Source organism: Frigidibacter sp. SD6-1 (assembly GCF_030143255.1).
Taxonomy (GTDB): domain Bacteria; phylum Pseudomonadota; class Alphaproteobacteria; order Rhodobacterales; family Rhodobacteraceae; genus TMP-24.
Genome location: NZ_JARJNR010000007.1, coordinates 138,599 through 154,241, shown reverse-complemented (window position 1 = coordinate 154,241; position 15,643 = coordinate 138,599). Strand labels below are relative to the sequence as shown.

Below are 15,643 nucleotides of genomic sequence, written 5' to 3'. Positions count from 1 at the left end.
CCCGCATGACCAATGAGCGTCTGAACCTTGCCGATCTGAAACTCAAGAGCCCCGCCGACCTTCTGGCGATGGCGGAGGAGCTGGAGATCGAGAATGCCTCGACCATGCGCAAGGGCGAGATGATGTTCTCGATCCTGCGCGAATATGCCGACGAGGGCTACGAGATCGGCGGCGATGGTGTGGTCGAGGTGCTGCAGGACGGGTTCGGTTTCCTGCGGTCGGCGGCGGCGAACTATCTGCCGGGGCCGGATGACATCTACCTCAGCCCGGAAATGCTGCGGCAATACTCTCTGCGAACGGGCGATACGGTCGAAGGCGTGATCCGGGCGCCGGGCGAGAACGAGCGCTATTTCGCTTTGACCAAGGTCACCAAGATCAATTTCGAGGATCCGGAGAAGGCGCGCCACAAGGTCGCGTTCGACAACCTGACGCCGCTTTACCCCGACGAACGGCTGAAGATGGAGATCGAGGATCCGACGATCAAGGACCGGTCGGCCCGGATCATCGACCTCGTCAGTCCGATCGGCAAGGGCCAGCGCGCGCTGATCGTGGCGCCGCCCCGGACCGGCAAGACGGTGCTTCTGCAGAACATCGCCCATTCGATCGAGAAAAACCATCCGGAGTGTTATCTGATCGTTCTTCTGATCGACGAACGGCCCGAGGAGGTGACCGACATGCAGCGGTCGGTGAAGGGGGAGGTTGTATCCTCGACCTTCGACGAACCTGCGACGCGGCATGTGGCGGTTTCGGAAATGGTGATCGAGAAGGCCAAGCGCCTGGTCGAGCACAAGCGAGATGTTGTGATTCTACTCGACTCGATCACAAGACTTGGTAGGGCTTTCAACACCGTCGTGCCGTCTTCGGGCAAGGTGCTGACCGGCGGTGTCGATGCAAATGCGCTGCAGCGGCCAAAGCGGTTCTTCGGTGCGGCGCGGAATATCGAAGAGGGCGGGTCGCTGACCATCATCGCCACCGCGCTGATCGACACCGGCAGCCGGATGGACGAGGTGATCTTCGAAGAGTTCAAGGGCACGGGTAACTCCGAGATCGTGCTCGACCGCAAGGTCGCCGACAAGCGCGTCTTCCCGGCGATGGATATCCTGAAGTCCGGGACGAGGAAGGAAGACCTGCTGGTTGACCAGAAGGATCTGCAGAAGACCTATGTGCTGCGCCGCATCCTGAACCCGATGGGCACGACGGATGCGATCGAATTCCTGATCTCGAAGTTGAAGCAGACCAAGACAAATTCCGAGTTCTTCGAGTCGATGAACGCCTGATTGTTCATGTAGAACAAGAGCTTGCCATGGATACGATCTTCGCGCTCGCTTCTGCGCGCGGCAAGGCCGGTGTCGCTGTCGTGCGGCTTTCGGGGCCGGGGGCACATGGTGCGGTTTCGGACCTGTGCGGATCGCTGCCAGAGGCGCGTCGGGCGTCGCTTCGCCGGCTGAACTGGCGAGGCGAGGTGCTGGACGAGGCGCTGGTACTGGTCTTTGACGCGGGGGCGAGCTTTACCGGTGAAGCGTCGGCCGAGCTGCATCTGCATGGCGCGACAGCAGTTGTCAGTGCGGTCTTGAGGGCGCTGGGCACACGGCCGGGCCTGCGTCTGGCGGAGCCGGGAGAGTTCACGCGCAGGGCGCTGGAGAACGGGCGGCTTGATCTGGCGCAAGTCGAAGGGCTGGCCGATCTGATCGAGGCGGAGACCGAGGCGCAACGTCGCCAGGCGCAGCGGGTCCTGTCGGGCGCGGTGGGTCGCCGGGCCGAAGGCTGGCGGCGCGACCTGATCCGGGCGGCGGCGCTTCTTGAGGCGACCATCGACTTCGCCGACGAGGATGTGCCCGTGGATGTGGCGCCGGAGGTTCTGCATCTATCGGAACGGGTCTTGCAGGAGGTGCGACGCGAAGCGGAGGGAGTCGGCGCGGCCGAACGGATTCGCGATGGGTATGAAGTGGCGATAGTGGGGAGGCCGAACGCCGGAAAGTCTACGCTTCTCAATGCTTTGGCCGGTCGCGAGGCCGCGATTACCTCGGAGGTCGCCGGCACGACGCGGGATGTGATTGAGGTCCGGATGGATCTTGGCGGCTTGCCGGTGACGCTGCTGGATACAGCGGGATTGCGCGACAGCGACGATCGGATCGAGGCGATCGGGATCGAGAGGGCGTTGGAGCGGGCGCGGGCGGCGGACCTGAGGGTGTTTCTTCTCGACGGCGAGGACGTACCGCTCTTGCCGCCAGAAGATGCGGACCTGCTGGTTCACGGTAAGGCCGACCTGTCCCCCGCGAAGGGGGTTGCGGTGTCGGGCAAGACGGGCGCGGGCATTGATCAGCTGATTTCGTTGGTGACAGAGCGCCTGGGCGCGCGGGCCCATGGTGCCGGGCTGATGATCCGGGAGCGGCATCGCATCGCGGCGGTTCGTGCGATCGAGGCTTTGGAATCGGCGCGAAATGAGGTAAGGGCAGGGTCCGGGCGGACGGAGCTTGCGGCAGAAGATTTGCGGCGGGCGATCCGGGCGCTGGATTCATTGGTCGGAAGGGTGGATGTCGAGGATCTTCTGGACGAGATATTTGCCAGCTTCTGCATCGGGAAATAGGCGATGTTTCACGTGAAACATTTCGACGTGGTGGTGGTCGGTGGCGGCCATGCGGGCGCCGAGGCGGCGCATGCAGCGGCGCGCATGGGCGCGCGGACCGCCCTGCTGACCATGCGCGCTGACACGATCGGCGTTATGTCATGCAACCCGGCGATAGGCGGATTGGGCAAGGGGCACCTGGTGCGGGAAATCGACGCGCTGGACGGGGTCATGGGCCGCGTTGCCGACCGGGCGGGGATCCAGTTCCGGTTGCTAAATCGCCGCAAGGGGCCGGCTGTTCAGGGGCCGCGCGCGCAGGCCGACCGCAAGCTGTATCGCGAATCAATGCAGGCAGAGATGGCAGCGTCGCCCCTGCTAGATATTGTTGAGGGAGAGGTTGCTGACCTCATGATGGAGGGCGGGGCTCTCTCCGGCGTTCGTCTTTCAGACGGGTCGGAGGTGCGATGCGCCGCCGTTGTCCTGTGCACCGGAACCTTCCTGCGCGGCGTCATCCATGTGGGCGACCAACGGCGCGAGGGCGGCCGAGTTGGCGACCGGCCATCGGTTCCGCTGGCCGAGCGTCTGCGCGCGCTCGACCTGCCGATCGGCAGGCTGAAGACCGGGACGCCGCCGCGCCTTGATGGCCGGACCATCGACTGGGGCTGTCTGGAAAGCCAGCCGGGCGACGACGTACCGACGATGTTTTCCTTCCTGCACGACCACCCGTTCGCGCGCCAGATCGCCTGTGGCATTACCCACACCAACGAACAGACGCACGAGATCGTCCGCGCCAACCTGTCTCGGTCGGCGATGTATGGCGGCCATATCGAGGGCGTCGGGCCGCGCTATTGCCCGTCGATCGAAGACAAGATCGTGCGATTCGCGGACAAGTCTTCGCACCAGGTGTTTCTGGAGCCTGAGGGCCTCGATGATCCGACGGTCTACCCGAACGGCATCTCGACGTCTCTGCCCATCGACGTGCAGGAGGCCTATGTCCGTTCGATCGCCGGGCTCGGATCGGTCACCATAACGCAACCGGGCTATGCGATTGAATATGATTATGTCGACCCCCGAGCCCTGACCCTGTCGTTGGAGCTGAAGGCGCTGCCTGGTCTATATCTTGCAGGTCAGATCAACGGAACCACAGGATATGAGGAGGCGGCGGCCCAGGGGCTGGTTGCCGGGCTTAACGCGGCGCGGCGGGCGCTGCAGGGCGAGGCGATCACCTTCAGCCGGACTGACAGCTATATCGGCGTGATGATCGACGATTTGACGCTCCGCGGTGTGTCGGAGCCGTACAGGATGTTCACCTCGCGCGCGGAATATCGCCTGTCGCTCAGGGCCGACAACGCCGATCAGCGCTTGACCGAGCAGGGGATTGCGCTGGGTTGTGTGGGGGAGGTGCGCCAGCGCCGTTTTGCGGAACGTATGGAGGCGCTTGACGCCGGGCGTAAACTTTTGGAATCAATCAGCTTTTCGCATAGAGATGCCGCCGCGGCGAATATACATCTGAATCAGGATGGCAAGCGCCGGACCGCCTATCAGCTGCTATCCTATCCCGACGTGACCTTCGATCAGCTCTGCGATTCGCAGGCCGAACTCTCGTCCATCGAACCCGTGATTAGGGACCAGCTGTGCCGCGACGCGCTTTATGCCCCCGTCATCGACCGCCAGGCAGAGGATGCGGAACGTCTGCGTCGCGATGAGGGACAGGCGATTCCGGAGCGCTTCGACTATGAGCGGCTCGACGGACTTTCGGCTGAGCTGAAAGCCAAGCTCGGTCGCATCCGACCTGCGACATTGGCCCAGGCTGGACGGGTCGAGGGCATGACGCCAGCGGCGCTTACGCTGATTCTCGCGGTCCTGCGCCGCGATGCGCGCGTCCGGGCCACCGGATGACCGAAATGGTCGCGGGGATGGGCGATGTTTCACGTGAAACATCGGAGCGGCTGCAAGCCTTCCAGGCGCTGGTCCGCAAATGGAATTCCGCGATCAACCTCGTCTCGCGCAGTAGCCTCGACCAGATTTGGGAACGTCATATCGTTGATTCCGCACAGATATTTGTATTGAGCGACCAGAAGTCCGGCCTTTGGGCGGACCTTGGGTCTGGCGGCGGCTTCCCGGGGTTGATCGTCGCGATTCTTGCCGCCGAACGGGCGCCCGATTTGCGCGTGGCGCTGGTGGAAAGCGATCAGCGCAAAGCGGCCTTCCTTGCGACAGCCGTGCGCGCGCTTGGACTTCAGGCCGCGGTCCATGCGGCGCGAATCGAATCGCTCCCCGCGCTCGACGCCGATATCCTGTCCGCCCGCGCCCTGGCGCCGCTCACCGACCTGCTCGCCCATGCCGAACGCCATCTCGCCCCGCCGGGAACCGCGCTGTTCCCGAAAGGCGCGAATCATGCGGCAGAGCTGCGTCAAGCCCTTGAAAGCTGGCGCTTTTCGTACCAAACACATGCCAGCGCGACCGATCCGGACGCGGTCATCTATTCTATCCGAGGGCTTTCCCGTGCCTGATCCGACGCGCCCTTCCGGCCCCCGCATCATTGCCATTGCCAACCAGAAGGGCGGGGTGGGCAAGACCACGACCGCGATCAACCTCGCGGCCGCGCTGGTCGAGCAGGGCAAGCGCCTGCTGCTCGTCGATCTCGATCCCCAGGGCAACGCCTCGACCGGGCTGGGGTTCGAGCCGCAGTCGCGCGGGCTGACGACCTACGATCTGCTGATCGAGGATGCCGACATTCTCGACGTCATCCGCCCCTCGTCGATCGAGAATCTCTATCTCTGCCCGGCAACGACCGATCTGTCTTCGGCGGATATCGAGCTGGTGGCGAACGAGAAGCGCTCGTTCTTATTGCATGACGCTCTGATCCAGCCGGCGATCGACGCCTATGAGTTCGATTATGTGCTGATCGATTGTCCGCCGTCCTTGTCGCTTCTGACCGTGAATGCGATGATCGCCGCGCAATCGGTGCTGGTCCCGCTGCAGGCGGAATTCTTCGCCCTGGAAGGGCTGTCGCAGCTGATGCTGACGATCCGCACCGTGCGCCAGTCGGCGAACAAGGACCTGCGCATCGAAGGTGTTGTGCTGACCATGTATGACGGCCGCAACAACTTGTCACAGATGGTCGAATCGGATGCCCGGAGCAACCTTGGCGAACTGGTCTTCAAGACCGTGATTCCGCGTAACGTTCGTGTGTCTGAGGCGCCGAGCTATTCCGTTCCGGTGCTTGCCTATGACAGCGCCTCGAAAGGGTCGGCGGCCTATCGGGCGCTGGCGCGGGAGCTTCTGGCGCGGCATGAGAAGAAAGAAGGAAAGGGCTGAACCTTGGCTGACAAGAAATCCGAACGTCGCGGTCTTGGCCGGGGTCTGTCCGCCCTGATGGCCGATGTCGCGCCGGCCGAAGAGGCCAGGCCCCGCCGCCCGGACCTGATGGTTCCGGTCGAGCTTGTCGAACCGAACCCCGACCAGCCGCGCCGGGATTTCCCGCGCGACGCGCTGGAGGAACTGGCCGCATCGATCCGCGAGAAGGGCATCATCCAGCCACTGATCGTCAGAGAAAACCCAAGAAAATCAGGTGGTTATGAAATCGTCGCAGGCGAAAGGCGCTGGCGCGCGGCGCAGCTCGCGCAGCTGCATGAAGTGCCGGTCCTTGTCCGCGAGGTCAGCGATGGCGAACTTCTTGAGCTTGCGATCATCGAGAATATCCAGCGCGCCGACCTCAATCCGGTGGAAGAGGCGATGGGCTACCGCCAGCTGATGGACCGGTTCGGCCATACGCAGGAACGCCTCGCCGGGGCGCTCTCGAAGAGCCGCAGTCATATCGCCAACCTTCTGCGCCTTCTGTCGCTTCCCGATCAGGTTCAGGTCTGGCTGCGCGAGGGCAAGCTGACCGCCGGTCATGCGCGCGCGCTGATCACCACGGAAAACCCGGTGGCACTTGCCCGCCGGGTGATCGACGAGGGCTTGTCGGTACGCGAGATCGAGCGGCTGGCGCAGGCGCCCAAGACGAAGGTCGGGCAGGGCACCAGCACGACGCAGACCCGCCGCGCGCCGGAAAAGGATGCCGATACCAGGGTGTTGGAGCAGGATCTGTCCGCCAATCTCGGCATGAAGGTGGTGATCGACCACAAGGGCCACGACGGCGGCCATCTGACCATCACTTACAAGACGCTCGACCAGCTTGACGAGCTTTGCCAGCTTCTGTCGCAGCTCCGCTGATCAGCGGTCCGGCCGCGTCCAGATGAAAAGGCTCACGCAGACGAGCGTGATCGCCTGGATGACCAGCACACGCGCGCCAAAGCCCATGAACCAAGATATTGAAAAGGCAGCCAGAATAGACAGGCTCGCCAATAGTTTGGCCCTGCGCGAAATCGCGCCGCGCTCGTTCCAATCGTGAATCGGCGGCCCGAGCCGCGGATGCGCCAGAAGCCAGCGATGCAGCCGCGCCGAGGATTTGCCGAAGGCAAAACCGGCGGCCAGCAGGAAGGGAACCGTCGGTAGAAGCGGCAGGAAGATCCCGACGACGCCGAGCGCCAGTGCCAGAAAACCCACAACCATCCAGATCGCCCGAATCACGCCAGAAGCTCCCTGAGAAGCGCGTTCAACACCGGTCGTCCCGCGCGTGTCGCGCCGATCCGGCCGCAGCTTTGCCAAAGGACGCCCAGGTCAACCAGTGCATCGATCCGTGCCGAAGGAAGCTCGGACCCCCGCAGCGCGCGCCAGCGATCAAGCGCGACGCCCTCCGACAGCCGCATCCCCATCAGCAGGAACTCCGTTGCCTGATCGGCGCCGGAAAGCCGCTCGCGCGCTGCTTCACCGTTTCCCCCGGTTTCCACCCGCGTCAGCCAGTCTTGCGGACCGCGCGGCGCCTCGGTTGCATGGCGCCCCGTCGGGCCGGTCACGCGGCCATGGGCACCCGGGCCGATCCCTGCGTAATCGCCGTAGCGCCAGTAGATCAGGTTATGGCGGCTTTCCGCCCCCGGCCTTGCATGGTTTGAAACCTCATAGGCGGGCAGGCCCGCAGCCTCGCAAATCTCTTGCGTTATCAAATACATATCCGACGCGCGTTCCTCATCTGGCAGGCCTTTCAGATGCCCGGCCGCCGCGCGCGCGCCGAAGACGGTGCCCTCCTCGACCGTCAGCTGGTAAAGCGAGAAATGATCGACCGCCATCGACAGGGCCTCGGTCAGCTCCCGCCGCCAATCCTCGACGCTCTGATCTTGCCGGGCGTAGATCAGGTCGAAACTCACACGTCGGAAGGCGTCGCGCGCGATATCGAAGGCCCGGCGCGCCTCGGCCACCGAATGCATCCGCCCCAGCCGCCTGAGGTCGCGGTCGTTCAGCGCCTGAACACCCATCGACAGCCGGTTCACCCCCGCCGCGCCATAGGCCCGGAAGCGCCCGGCCTCGACCGAGCCGGGATTGGCCTCAAGCGTCACCTCGAAATCGTTCGCACGCCGCCAGCGCGCGCCGATCCGCTCAAGGATCGCTGCAACCAGGTCGGGGTCCATCAAGGATGGCGTGCCACCCCCGAAGAAGACCGTGTTCAGGACGCGGTCGCGGGTCTCCTCCGCAATCCGGTCGATCTCGGCCAGATAGGCGCGCTGCCAGCGGGCCTGATCGATACGCGCCGCGACATGGCTGTTGAAATCGCAATAGGGGCATTTGGACGTGCAGAACGGCCAGTGCAGATAAAGGCCGAAGCCGCCGTGACGCCAATCGTCCATATGCCCACTTTCTGCAGGAACAGTCTCTATTCCTTAAGCGCCGTGACCTCGATCTCGATCTTCATCTCGGGACGGATCAGCCCGGCCACGACCATGGTCGCCGCCGGCCGTATCTCGCCGAGGAACTCGCCCAGGACCGGGGTGATCGCATCGACGAAGGCAGTGTCGGTGATCGTATATTGCACCCGCACGATATCGGTGAGCGCAAAGCCCCCCTCGTTCAGCGCCCATGTGATCGTTTCGAAACAGTTGCGCGCCTGTTCGGCGACGTCGGTCGGAATGGTCATCGTGCCGTAGTCATAGCCGGTGACGCCTGAGACAAAGCACCAGGGGCCCTTCACCACCGCGCGGCTGTAACCCATCTTCTTCTCGAAAGGGGATCCGGTGGAAATCAGCTTCATGTCCTGCCTCCGAAAGCGGCTGAGAGTTTGCGGAACGCATCCGCGCGGTGGGATATCCGGTTCTTCTCGGCCGGATCCATCTCTGCAAAGGTAATCTCATGGCCGTCGGGCTGGAACATCGGATCGTAACCATGCCCCTGAATGCCGCGCATCGGCCAGACGACCTGCCCCTCGACCTTGCCCTCGAACACTTCGTCATGCCCGTCGGGCCAGGCCAGAACCATCGTCGCGCGAAAGCGCGCGTGACGCGGGTAGGGGGCCGAAACAGTCTCTAATTCGGCCCAGGTCCGGCGCATCGCCTGCACGAAATCCCGCCCGGTGGGCGTCATCGCCCAGTCGGCGGTATAGACGCCCGGCGCGCCATTCAAAGCGTCAACCTCGATACCGCTGTCGTCGGCCAGCGCCGGCAGGCCCGTCGCCCTGGCCGCCGCATGTGCCTTGATCCGCGCATTGCCGACGAAGGTCGTCTCGGTCTCTTCAGGCTCCGCCAGCCCCATCTCGCCCGCGCTCACGCAAGTGATGCCGAACGGCCGAAGCAGCGCGGCGATCTCTTCCAGCTTGCCAGCATTATGTGTCGCGACCAGAAGCCGGTCGCCAGCAAAGCGCCTCATACTGCCGCCTTCTGCGCGGCGACCAGCGCGGCGATGCCGCCCTCGGCGAGGTCGAGCAAGCGCCCCATCTCATCGCGCGAGAAGGTCGCGCCCTCGGCCGACATCTGAACCTCGATCAGCCGCCCGCGCCCGGTCAGGATGAAATTGCCGTCCGTCCCCGCTTCGCTGTCCTCGGCATAGTCGAGATCGACAACCGGCTGGCCCGCATAGATGCCGCAACTGACCGCCGCCACATGATCGACGATCGGATCGCTGGTCACGAGTCCTGCCTTGATCAGCTTGTTGACCGCGAGCCTCAGCGCCACCCAGCCGCCGGTGATCGAGGCGCAGCGCGTGCCGCCATCGGCCTGGATCACATCGCAATCGACGACGATCTGTCGTTCGCCCAGGGCCACGCGATCCACGCCCGCCCGCAGCGCGCGCCCGATAAGCCGTTGAATTTCCTGTGTCCTGCCAGATTGCCGCCCGGTTGCCGCCTCTCGCTTGTTGCGGGTATTGGTCGCGCGCGGCAGCATGCCATATTCCGCCGTCACCCAACCAAGCCCGGTACCCTTCAGGAACGATGGCGCCTTGTCCTCGATCGTCGCGGTACAGATCACCTGGGTTTCGCCGCAGCGGATCAGGCATGAGCCTTCGGCATGTTTCGTAACGCCAACCTCGATCGAGATCGGGCGCATTTCGTCGAGTTTCCGGCCAGAGGGGCGCATCGGCGGTCCTTCCTAGAGTGGTTGCGCCAATTAGAGGGGGCGACTGCCCCGATGCAACCCCGATTGACGCAGCACTCGCCCGCTCTTTATTCAAGGGTATGAGCGACGGCCACAAAATCCTGTCCCAGATGAACGACCGCTCGCGCGAGGTCTTCCGGCGCGTGGTCGAAGGCTATCTGGAAAGCGGCGATCCGGTCGGCTCGCGTTCGCTCACCCGCACGATGAGCGAGAAACTGTCGGCCGCCACGATCCGCAACGTGATGCAGGATCTGGAATTCCTCGGCCTTCTCGACAGCCCGCACATCTCGGCGGGCCGCATCCCCACGCAGCTTGGCCTCAGGATGTTCGTCGACGGGATCATGGAGGTTTCGGCCGTCACGCTTGCCGACCGGCAGGCGATCGACGCCACGCTCGGTGCGCCCGAACAGGATGTGGGCACGATGCTCGACCGGGTCGGCGCGGCGCTTTCGGGCATCACCCACGGCGCGAGCCTGGTGCTGACGCCGAAGCGCGAGGCGCCGATCCGCCATATCGAATTCGTGTCGCTGGCGCCCGACCGGGCACTTGTGGTGCTCGTCTTCGCCGACGGACAGGTAGAGAACCGGCTTTTCTCCCCGCCTCCGGGCCAGACGCCCGCCTCGCTGCGCGAGGCTGCGAATTTCCTCAACGCGCTTGCAGAGGGCCGGACCCTGTCGGAACTGCGCGGTCACATCGCGCGCGAGATTGCCGCGCGGAGGCAGGAGCTGGACCAGCTGGCCCGCGACCTTGTCGAAAGCGGCTTCGCGCTCTGGGATGCGCCGGGCGATTCGCAGGAAAGACTGATCGTGCGCGGCCAGTCGAACCTTCTGGATGCGGCGACCGAGATGGACCTTGCACGCGTCCGCAGCCTTTTTGACGATCTCGAACGCAAGCGCGATATCGCCCAGTTCCTCGAACTGGCGGAAACCGGCGAAGGGGTGCGCATTTTTATCGGGGCAGAGAACAAACTTTTCTCACTTTCGGGTTCCTCTCTGGTGGTTTCTCCCTATATGAACGCGGATCGTAAGATCATCGGCGCCGTGGGCGTGATCGGACCGACGCGGCTGAACTACGGGCGCATCGTGCCGATCGTCGATTACACGGCGCAGCTTGTGGGCAAGCTCCTGTCCGGCGAGCGTCAAGGGTAGAACTGATGAACGACATGAAGAAAGACGAACTGGCCGAAGACCAGGCCCTGATGGGCGACGAGTTTCTGGACGACCCGCTTCTGGCAGAGGTCGAGGCGCTGAAGGCCGAGCGCGACGAGATGAAGGACCGCTTCATGCGGGCCCTGGCGGACGCCGAGAACATGCGCAAGCGTAGCGAGCGTGACCGGCGCGAGGCGGAACAATATGGCGGCTCGAAGCTCGCCCGCGACCTCCTGCCGGTCTACGACAATCTCAGGCGCGCGCTCGATGCCGCGGGCGATGAACAGCGGGCAGCCGCCCAGGCCTTGATCGAAGGGGTGGAACTGACGCTGCGCGAGCTGACGAATGTGATGACGCGGCATGGCGTCACGCCGATCTCGCCCGCCGTGGGCGACGCCTTCGACCCGCAACTGCATCAGGCAATGTTCGAGGCGCCGCTGCCCGGTACCAAGGCCGGCGACATCATCCAGGTGATGACCGAAGGTTTCATGCTGCACGACCGGCTTCTGCGTCCCGCGCAGGTTGGCGTGAGTTCCACGCCGAAATCCTGATCCCGGCTACGGAGCGGGGGTTTCACACCCCCGCGCCCCCGTGGAGTATCTTGACGACACTGAAAGCAGGTAGGCAGGATACATTTCCCTTGCCGCGCCTCTCGGCGCATCAGGCGACAGAAACCGACTCCGCAATCATGTGACGGCGCAGCAGCCGCCTCAGCTCTGACTGAACCGAAGCGCGCCGTGGTGACGTGGTCTTGATCAGGAGCTCGTTGGAACCCCCGTCGACAGCGGCGAGGTCGACCGTCACGGCCGGATTTTCCAGAAAAGCGCGTGCGACATCTTCGGCGAAATTGCCGAACTTGTGGCGCTCAGCGCCGTTTCCCAGGTGGAGGCAGGTTATGACAATGTCCCGGGCCATGTCAGTCGGATTTCAGCGCCCGCTTCAGATCATAAAGCGCCGCCAGCGCCTGCAGGGGCGTCATCTCGTCGGGATGCAGCGCGCGGATCTGGTCTTCGAGCGGTGAGGGGCCCTTGGGTGCCCGGACCGGCGCCGGGGCGGGCGTGGTGCTGAAAAGGGGCAGGTCGTCGATCAGCGCATGTTTGCGTGTGCCGCCTTCGCGCTCGCCTTTCTCCAGCGCCTCCAGCACGATCTTCGCCCGCTCGACCACCGCCGCGGGCAGCCCGGCAAGGCGCGCAACCTGCACGCCGTAGCTGCGGTCGGCGGCACCCTTGCGGACCTCGTGCAGGAAGATCACCTCGCCCTGCCATTCCTTCACCGTGACCGTCGCATTCTCGACGCCCGCAAGCTTCGCGGCGAGCGCCGTCATCTCGTGATAATGGGTGGCGAAGAGCGCCCGGCAGCGGTTCATGTCGTGAAGGTGCTCCAGCGTCGCCCAGGCGATGGAGAGGCCGTCATAGGTCGCGGTCCCGCGCCCGATCTCGTCCAGGATCACCAGGGCCCGGTCGTCGGCCTGATTGAGGATCGCCGCGGTTTCCACCATTTCGACCATGAAGGTCGAGCGGCCGCGCGCCAGATCGTCGGCGGCGCCGACACGGCTGAATATCTGGCTGACAAGGCCGATATGGGCGCGGGTCGCAGGCACGAACGACCCGGCCTGCGCCAGAAGAGCGATCAGCGCGTTCTGGCGCAGGAAGGTCGATTTCCCCGCCATGTTCGGGCCGGTCAGAAGCCAGATCGCCGGTGTGGCGCCACCGGTCAGCGCGCAATCGTTGGCAACAAAGGGCTCGCCCGCACGCCTGAGCGCCCGTTCCACCACCGGATGCCGCCCACCCTCGATCTCGAAGGCACGGCTGTCGTCCACTTGCGGTTCGCTCCAGTCATCGCCCCGGGCCAGATCGGCGAAGGCCGCCGCCAGATCAATCTCGGCCAAGGCCCGCGCCGCGCCGCCGATCAGGGCGGCCGCATCCAGAATCGTGGCTTTCAGGCCGTCATAGAGCCTTTTTTCAATCTCCAACGCCCGGTTTCCGGCATTGAGGATCTTCGTCTCCATCTCCGACAGGGGCACAGTGGTGAAACGGATCTGATTGGCAGTGGTCTGCCGGTGGATGAAGGTTTCGCTCAAGGGCGGCGCCAGCATCCGCGCCGCATGCGTGTCGGTCGTCTCGATGAAATAGCCCAGCACATTATTGTGCTTGATCTTCAGGCTCGGCACCTGGGCGAGGTCTGCATAGTCCGCCTGCATGCCCGCGATCACTGACCGTCCGTCGTCGCGCAGCGCCCGCGCCTCGTCCAGGGCACTTTCATAGCCGCGCGCGATGAAGCCGCCGTCGCGGGCGAGCAGCGGCGGTTCCTCCACCAGCGCCCGGTCGAGAAGCGCGACAAGATCGTCGAAGCCGATCAATCGCTCGGCCGCGTCCTTCAGCCGCTCCGGCGCATCCTCCGGCAGCCGCTCCGCGATTTTCGCCGCACCTTTCAATCCGGCCCGGATCGCCGCCAGATCGCGCGGCCCGCCGCGGTCGAGCGCGAGGCGCGACAGCGCCCGGTCCATGTCCGGCACCGTTTTCAGCGCGGCGCGCAGGTCCTCGGTCAGGCGGGACGTGTCTGCGAGATAGCGCACCGATGCCAGACGTGCGTGAATTTCGGCAAGGTCGCGCGAGGGCGCGGACAACCTGCGGTCCAGAAGCCGCGCGCCCGCCGCCGTCACCGTCCGGTCGATGGCCGCGATCAGCGACCCGTCGCGCCCGCCCGACAGGCTTTGCGTGATCTCCAGATTGCGCCGGGTCGCCGCGTCGATTTGCACCTTGCCGCCCGCAAGTTCCCGCACCGGCGGGCGCAGGAGCGGCAGCTTGCCGCGCTGCGTCAGATCGAGGTACTCGACAATGCCGCCCATCGCCGACATCTCGGCCCGGCCAAAGGCGCCAAACGCATCGAGAGAGCCGACCGCGAACAGGTTGCAGAGACGTTTTTCCGCCCCTTGGCTGTCGAACGACGCGCGCGACATAGGTGTCAGCGCGACGCCCAGATCAGAGACTATTCCGGTGCAATCCGCTTCCTTCGCCTCGCTTACCACAAGCTCGCGCGGGGCCAGCCGCGCCAGTTCCGGCGCAATCCGCGACAAGGGGCAGGGCACCACCCGGAACTCGCCGGTCGAAATGTCGGCCCAGGCCAGCGCCGCCTCGTCCCGCACCTCGGCCCAGGCGGCGAGGAAGTTGTGGCGCCGCGCCTCCAGCAGCGAATCCTCGGTCAGCGTCCCCGGCGTGACCAGCCGCACCACGTCACGCGCCACGACCGATTTCGACCCGCGCTTCTTCGCTTCGGCCGGGTCTTCCATCTGTTCGGCGATGGCGACGCGAAAGCCCTTGCGGATCAGCGTCAGCAGATAGCCCTCGGCCGCATGGACCGGCACGCCGCACATCGGGATGTCCTCGCCCAGATGCTGGCCTCGCTTGGTGAGAGCGATGTCCAGCGCCGAAGCCGCCGCCTCGGCATCGGCAAAGAACATCTCGTAGAAATCGCCCATCCGGTAGAAGAGGAGCGCGTCCGCATAGCGCCCCTTGATCTCCAGATATTGTGCCATCATCGGCGTGACCTGCGGGTCGTTCTTGCTCACACCAGCCTCCGAATTCCGGCGCGACCCTAGCGAAGCCGGTCCTTCAGGAAAAGCCGCAAGTGCCGCGGCAGCTTTAGTCACCTGCTCCTCCGCGGCCACGAATTGTGTGACCAAACTAGCCGATTTCCTGATGGTCTTTAGTCCACCGCAAGCCGACAAAGCAGGCAAAGGCAGCTCTCTCGGCTGAATCGGCTTTCCAAAACGCTTGCAGCCTCGACTCAACTTTTTCGAGATCATTCCTGACGATCGAGACGGCGAACTTGTCGAGAGGATCGTAATCGGCGCTCTCCCGCTTGTTTTTTAGTTCGATGAACAGCTTTGCAAAGCGCGCTATTTCGGCGGAGAACTCACCGCCTTGCGCAACCGCCTTGCAGCGCCGCTCTGCGTAGCCGTGATTCAACTGTCGATAAAGCTTAGTGTAAGTCTCGACAAACGCCTTGTTCGCCGGGCCGGCACGAAACATAGGCTCTACCAATGCTTCGCAGATCGTATGAAAAGCCACATAATAAAGATCGCTGGTCGCGCGTCTCAGACTTGCTTCGTTACGGACGGCTTTGTCGCCGATCCTCGCCTTGGCGACAAGAAGAAGCTGTTCACTCAGCCGCGAGGAACTCACGGTCGGTATCCGCCTGGAAATCTATGACGGGGAAAGGAGCCGCGCCGTCGTTCTGCGACCAAATGGCATCGGCAGTTCGATCCATGTCCTCGACGCTCATCCCCTGTGATGCGTCATAGACAACCCTCACCCTGACAATAGCCGCGCCATCATCGTTGGTCCGCAGCTCGCTTGAGACCGAGCGGACGCGAATTGCTCCAAGAGCGTCGTGCACCGCGCGTTCAATTGCCTGTGCGTCTATCGAACGAACACTGTCCATGACTCACTGAATCACAGGCTGGA

The 15,643-nt window shown here is 64.2% G+C and carries 17 protein-coding genes; 8 read left to right on the top strand and 9 right to left on the bottom strand.

The window, feature by feature from the left end:
• Positions 1-5 precede the first annotated feature (5 nt).
• The 6 genes from rho to P0645_RS14250 are packed head-to-tail and all read left to right on the top strand — an operon-like array spanning position 6 to position 6,784.
• Positions 6-1,277, top strand: coding sequence for a transcription termination factor Rho (rho, locus tag P0645_RS14275; RefSeq protein ID WP_284165256.1), 1,272 nt, complete (start codon positions 6-8; stop codon positions 1,275-1,277).
• 26 nt (positions 1,278-1,303) lie between these two features.
• Positions 1,304-2,587 (top strand): tRNA uridine-5-carboxymethylaminomethyl(34) synthesis GTPase MnmE, encoded by a 1,284-nt coding sequence (gene mnmE, locus P0645_RS14270; protein ID WP_284165255.1) that lies wholly within the window; start codon positions 1,304-1,306, stop codon positions 2,585-2,587.
• Positions 2,588-2,590: 3 nt separating this feature from the next.
• Positions 2,591-4,465: a tRNA uridine-5-carboxymethylaminomethyl(34) synthesis enzyme MnmG gene (gene mnmG / locus P0645_RS14265; protein ID WP_284165254.1), complete on the top strand. Its 1,875-nt coding sequence runs from the start codon at positions 2,591-2,593 to the stop codon at positions 4,463-4,465.
• The gene (gene rsmG, locus P0645_RS14260) at positions 4,462-5,079 is read left to right on the top strand and encodes a 16S rRNA (guanine(527)-N(7))-methyltransferase RsmG (RefSeq protein ID WP_284165253.1); all 618 of its coding nucleotides are present in this window, start codon (positions 4,462-4,464) and stop codon (positions 5,077-5,079) included. Before mnmG ends, rsmG begins: the two co-directional genes overlap by 4 nt.
• Complete coding sequence (locus P0645_RS14255; RefSeq protein ID WP_284165252.1) at positions 5,072-5,887, top strand: ParA family protein; 816 nt, start codon at positions 5,072-5,074, stop codon at positions 5,885-5,887. Before rsmG ends, P0645_RS14255 begins: the two co-directional genes overlap by 8 nt.
• Before the next feature lie 3 nt (positions 5,888-5,890).
• Positions 5,891-6,784, top strand: a complete 894-nt coding sequence (locus tag P0645_RS14250; protein WP_284165251.1) for a ParB/RepB/Spo0J family partition protein — start codon at positions 5,891-5,893, stop codon at positions 6,782-6,784.
• Here the strand turns inward: P0645_RS14250 and P0645_RS14245 are convergent, their stop codons facing one another.
• From P0645_RS14245 to rph, 5 genes are read right to left on the bottom strand one after another with little or no spacing between them, the layout of a single operon-like run.
• On the bottom strand, positions 6,785-7,138 hold the full coding sequence (locus P0645_RS14245) for a YbaN family protein (protein ID WP_284165392.1): 354 nt from the start codon (positions 7,136-7,138) through the stop codon (positions 6,785-6,787).
• A complete protein-coding gene (hemW, locus tag P0645_RS14240; RefSeq protein WP_284165250.1) occupies positions 7,138-8,292 on the bottom strand; it encodes a radical SAM family heme chaperone HemW in 1,155 nt (384 codons plus the stop codon). Before hemW ends, P0645_RS14245 begins: the two co-directional genes overlap by 1 nt.
• A gap of 26 nt (positions 8,293-8,318) precedes the next feature.
• Positions 8,319-8,693: a RidA family protein gene (locus P0645_RS14235; protein WP_284165249.1), complete on the bottom strand. Its 375-nt coding sequence runs from the start codon at positions 8,691-8,693 to the stop codon at positions 8,319-8,321.
• Positions 8,690-9,304, bottom strand: coding sequence for an RdgB/HAM1 family non-canonical purine NTP pyrophosphatase (gene rdgB, locus P0645_RS14230; RefSeq protein WP_284165248.1), 615 nt, complete (start codon positions 9,302-9,304; stop codon positions 8,690-8,692). Before rdgB ends, P0645_RS14235 begins: the two co-directional genes overlap by 4 nt.
• Entirely contained in the window at positions 9,301-10,011 is a 711-nt protein-coding gene (rph, locus tag P0645_RS14225; RefSeq protein WP_284165247.1) for a ribonuclease PH, read from the bottom strand. Before rph ends, rdgB begins: the two co-directional genes overlap by 4 nt.
• 98 nt (positions 10,012-10,109) lie before the next feature.
• Here rph and hrcA point away from each other — a divergent pair, with 98 nt between their 5' ends.
• Together hrcA and P0645_RS14215 are read left to right on the top strand one after the other, a co-directional pair.
• Positions 10,110-11,177: a heat-inducible transcriptional repressor HrcA gene (hrcA, locus tag P0645_RS14220; RefSeq protein ID WP_284165246.1), complete on the top strand. Its 1,068-nt coding sequence runs from the start codon at positions 10,110-10,112 to the stop codon at positions 11,175-11,177.
• A gap of 5 nt (positions 11,178-11,182) precedes the next feature.
• A complete protein-coding gene (locus P0645_RS14215) occupies positions 11,183-11,728 on the top strand; it encodes a nucleotide exchange factor GrpE (RefSeq protein WP_284165245.1) in 546 nt (181 codons plus the stop codon).
• Between the two features lie 109 nt (positions 11,729-11,837).
• On the opposite strand, the gene P0645_RS14210 is transcribed toward P0645_RS14215, so the two are convergent.
• The 4 genes from P0645_RS14210 to P0645_RS14195 form a co-directional block, all read right to left on the bottom strand.
• Complete coding sequence (locus P0645_RS14210) at positions 11,838-12,092, bottom strand: hypothetical protein (RefSeq protein ID WP_284165244.1); 255 nt, start codon at positions 12,090-12,092, stop codon at positions 11,838-11,840.
• Between the two features lies 1 nt (position 12,093).
• Positions 12,094-14,715 (bottom strand): DNA mismatch repair protein MutS, encoded by a 2,622-nt coding sequence (gene mutS / locus P0645_RS14205; RefSeq protein ID WP_284165391.1) that lies wholly within the window; start codon positions 14,713-14,715, stop codon positions 12,094-12,096.
• 145 nt (positions 14,716-14,860) lie between these two features.
• Positions 14,861-15,361: a hypothetical protein gene (locus P0645_RS14200; RefSeq protein ID WP_284165243.1), complete on the bottom strand. Its 501-nt coding sequence runs from the start codon at positions 15,359-15,361 to the stop codon at positions 14,861-14,863.
• Entirely contained in the window at positions 15,339-15,620 is a 282-nt protein-coding gene (locus tag P0645_RS14195) for a hypothetical protein (RefSeq protein ID WP_284165242.1), read from the bottom strand. Before P0645_RS14195 ends, P0645_RS14200 begins: the two co-directional genes overlap by 23 nt.
• Between the last annotated feature and the right edge of the window lie 23 nt (positions 15,621-15,643).

Coding starts and splice junctions, on each gene's coding strand:
- rho (WP_284165256.1), top strand. CDS start 6: ATGACCAATGAGCGTCTGAACCTTGCCGATCTGAAACTCAAGAGCCCC.
- mnmE (WP_284165255.1), top strand. CDS start 1,304: ATGGATACGATCTTCGCGCTCGCTTCTGCGCGCGGCAAGGCCGGTGTC.
- mnmG (WP_284165254.1), top strand. CDS start 2,591: ATGTTTCACGTGAAACATTTCGACGTGGTGGTGGTCGGTGGCGGCCAT.
- rsmG (WP_284165253.1), top strand. CDS start 4,462: ATGACCGAAATGGTCGCGGGGATGGGCGATGTTTCACGTGAAACATCG.
- hemW (WP_284165250.1), bottom strand. CDS start 8,292: ATGGACGATTGGCGTCACGGCGGCTTCGGCCTTTATCTGCACTGGCCG.
- P0645_RS14235 (WP_284165249.1), bottom strand. CDS start 8,693: ATGAAGCTGATTTCCACCGGATCCCCTTTCGAGAAGAAGATGGGTTAC.
- rdgB (WP_284165248.1), bottom strand. CDS start 9,304: ATGAGGCGCTTTGCTGGCGACCGGCTTCTGGTCGCGACACATAATGCT.
- rph (WP_284165247.1), bottom strand. CDS start 10,011: ATGCGCCCCTCTGGCCGGAAACTCGACGAAATGCGCCCGATCTCGATC.
- hrcA (WP_284165246.1), top strand. CDS start 10,110: ATGAGCGACGGCCACAAAATCCTGTCCCAGATGAACGACCGCTCGCGC.
- P0645_RS14215 (WP_284165245.1), top strand. CDS start 11,183: ATGAACGACATGAAGAAAGACGAACTGGCCGAAGACCAGGCCCTGATG.
- P0645_RS14210 (WP_284165244.1), bottom strand. CDS start 12,092: ATGGCCCGGGACATTGTCATAACCTGCCTCCACCTGGGAAACGGCGCT.
- mutS (WP_284165391.1), bottom strand. CDS start 14,715: ATGATGGCACAATATCTGGAGATCAAGGGGCGCTATGCGGACGCGCTC.
- P0645_RS14195 (WP_284165242.1), bottom strand. CDS start 15,620: ATGGACAGTGTTCGTTCGATAGACGCACAGGCAATTGAACGCGCGGTG.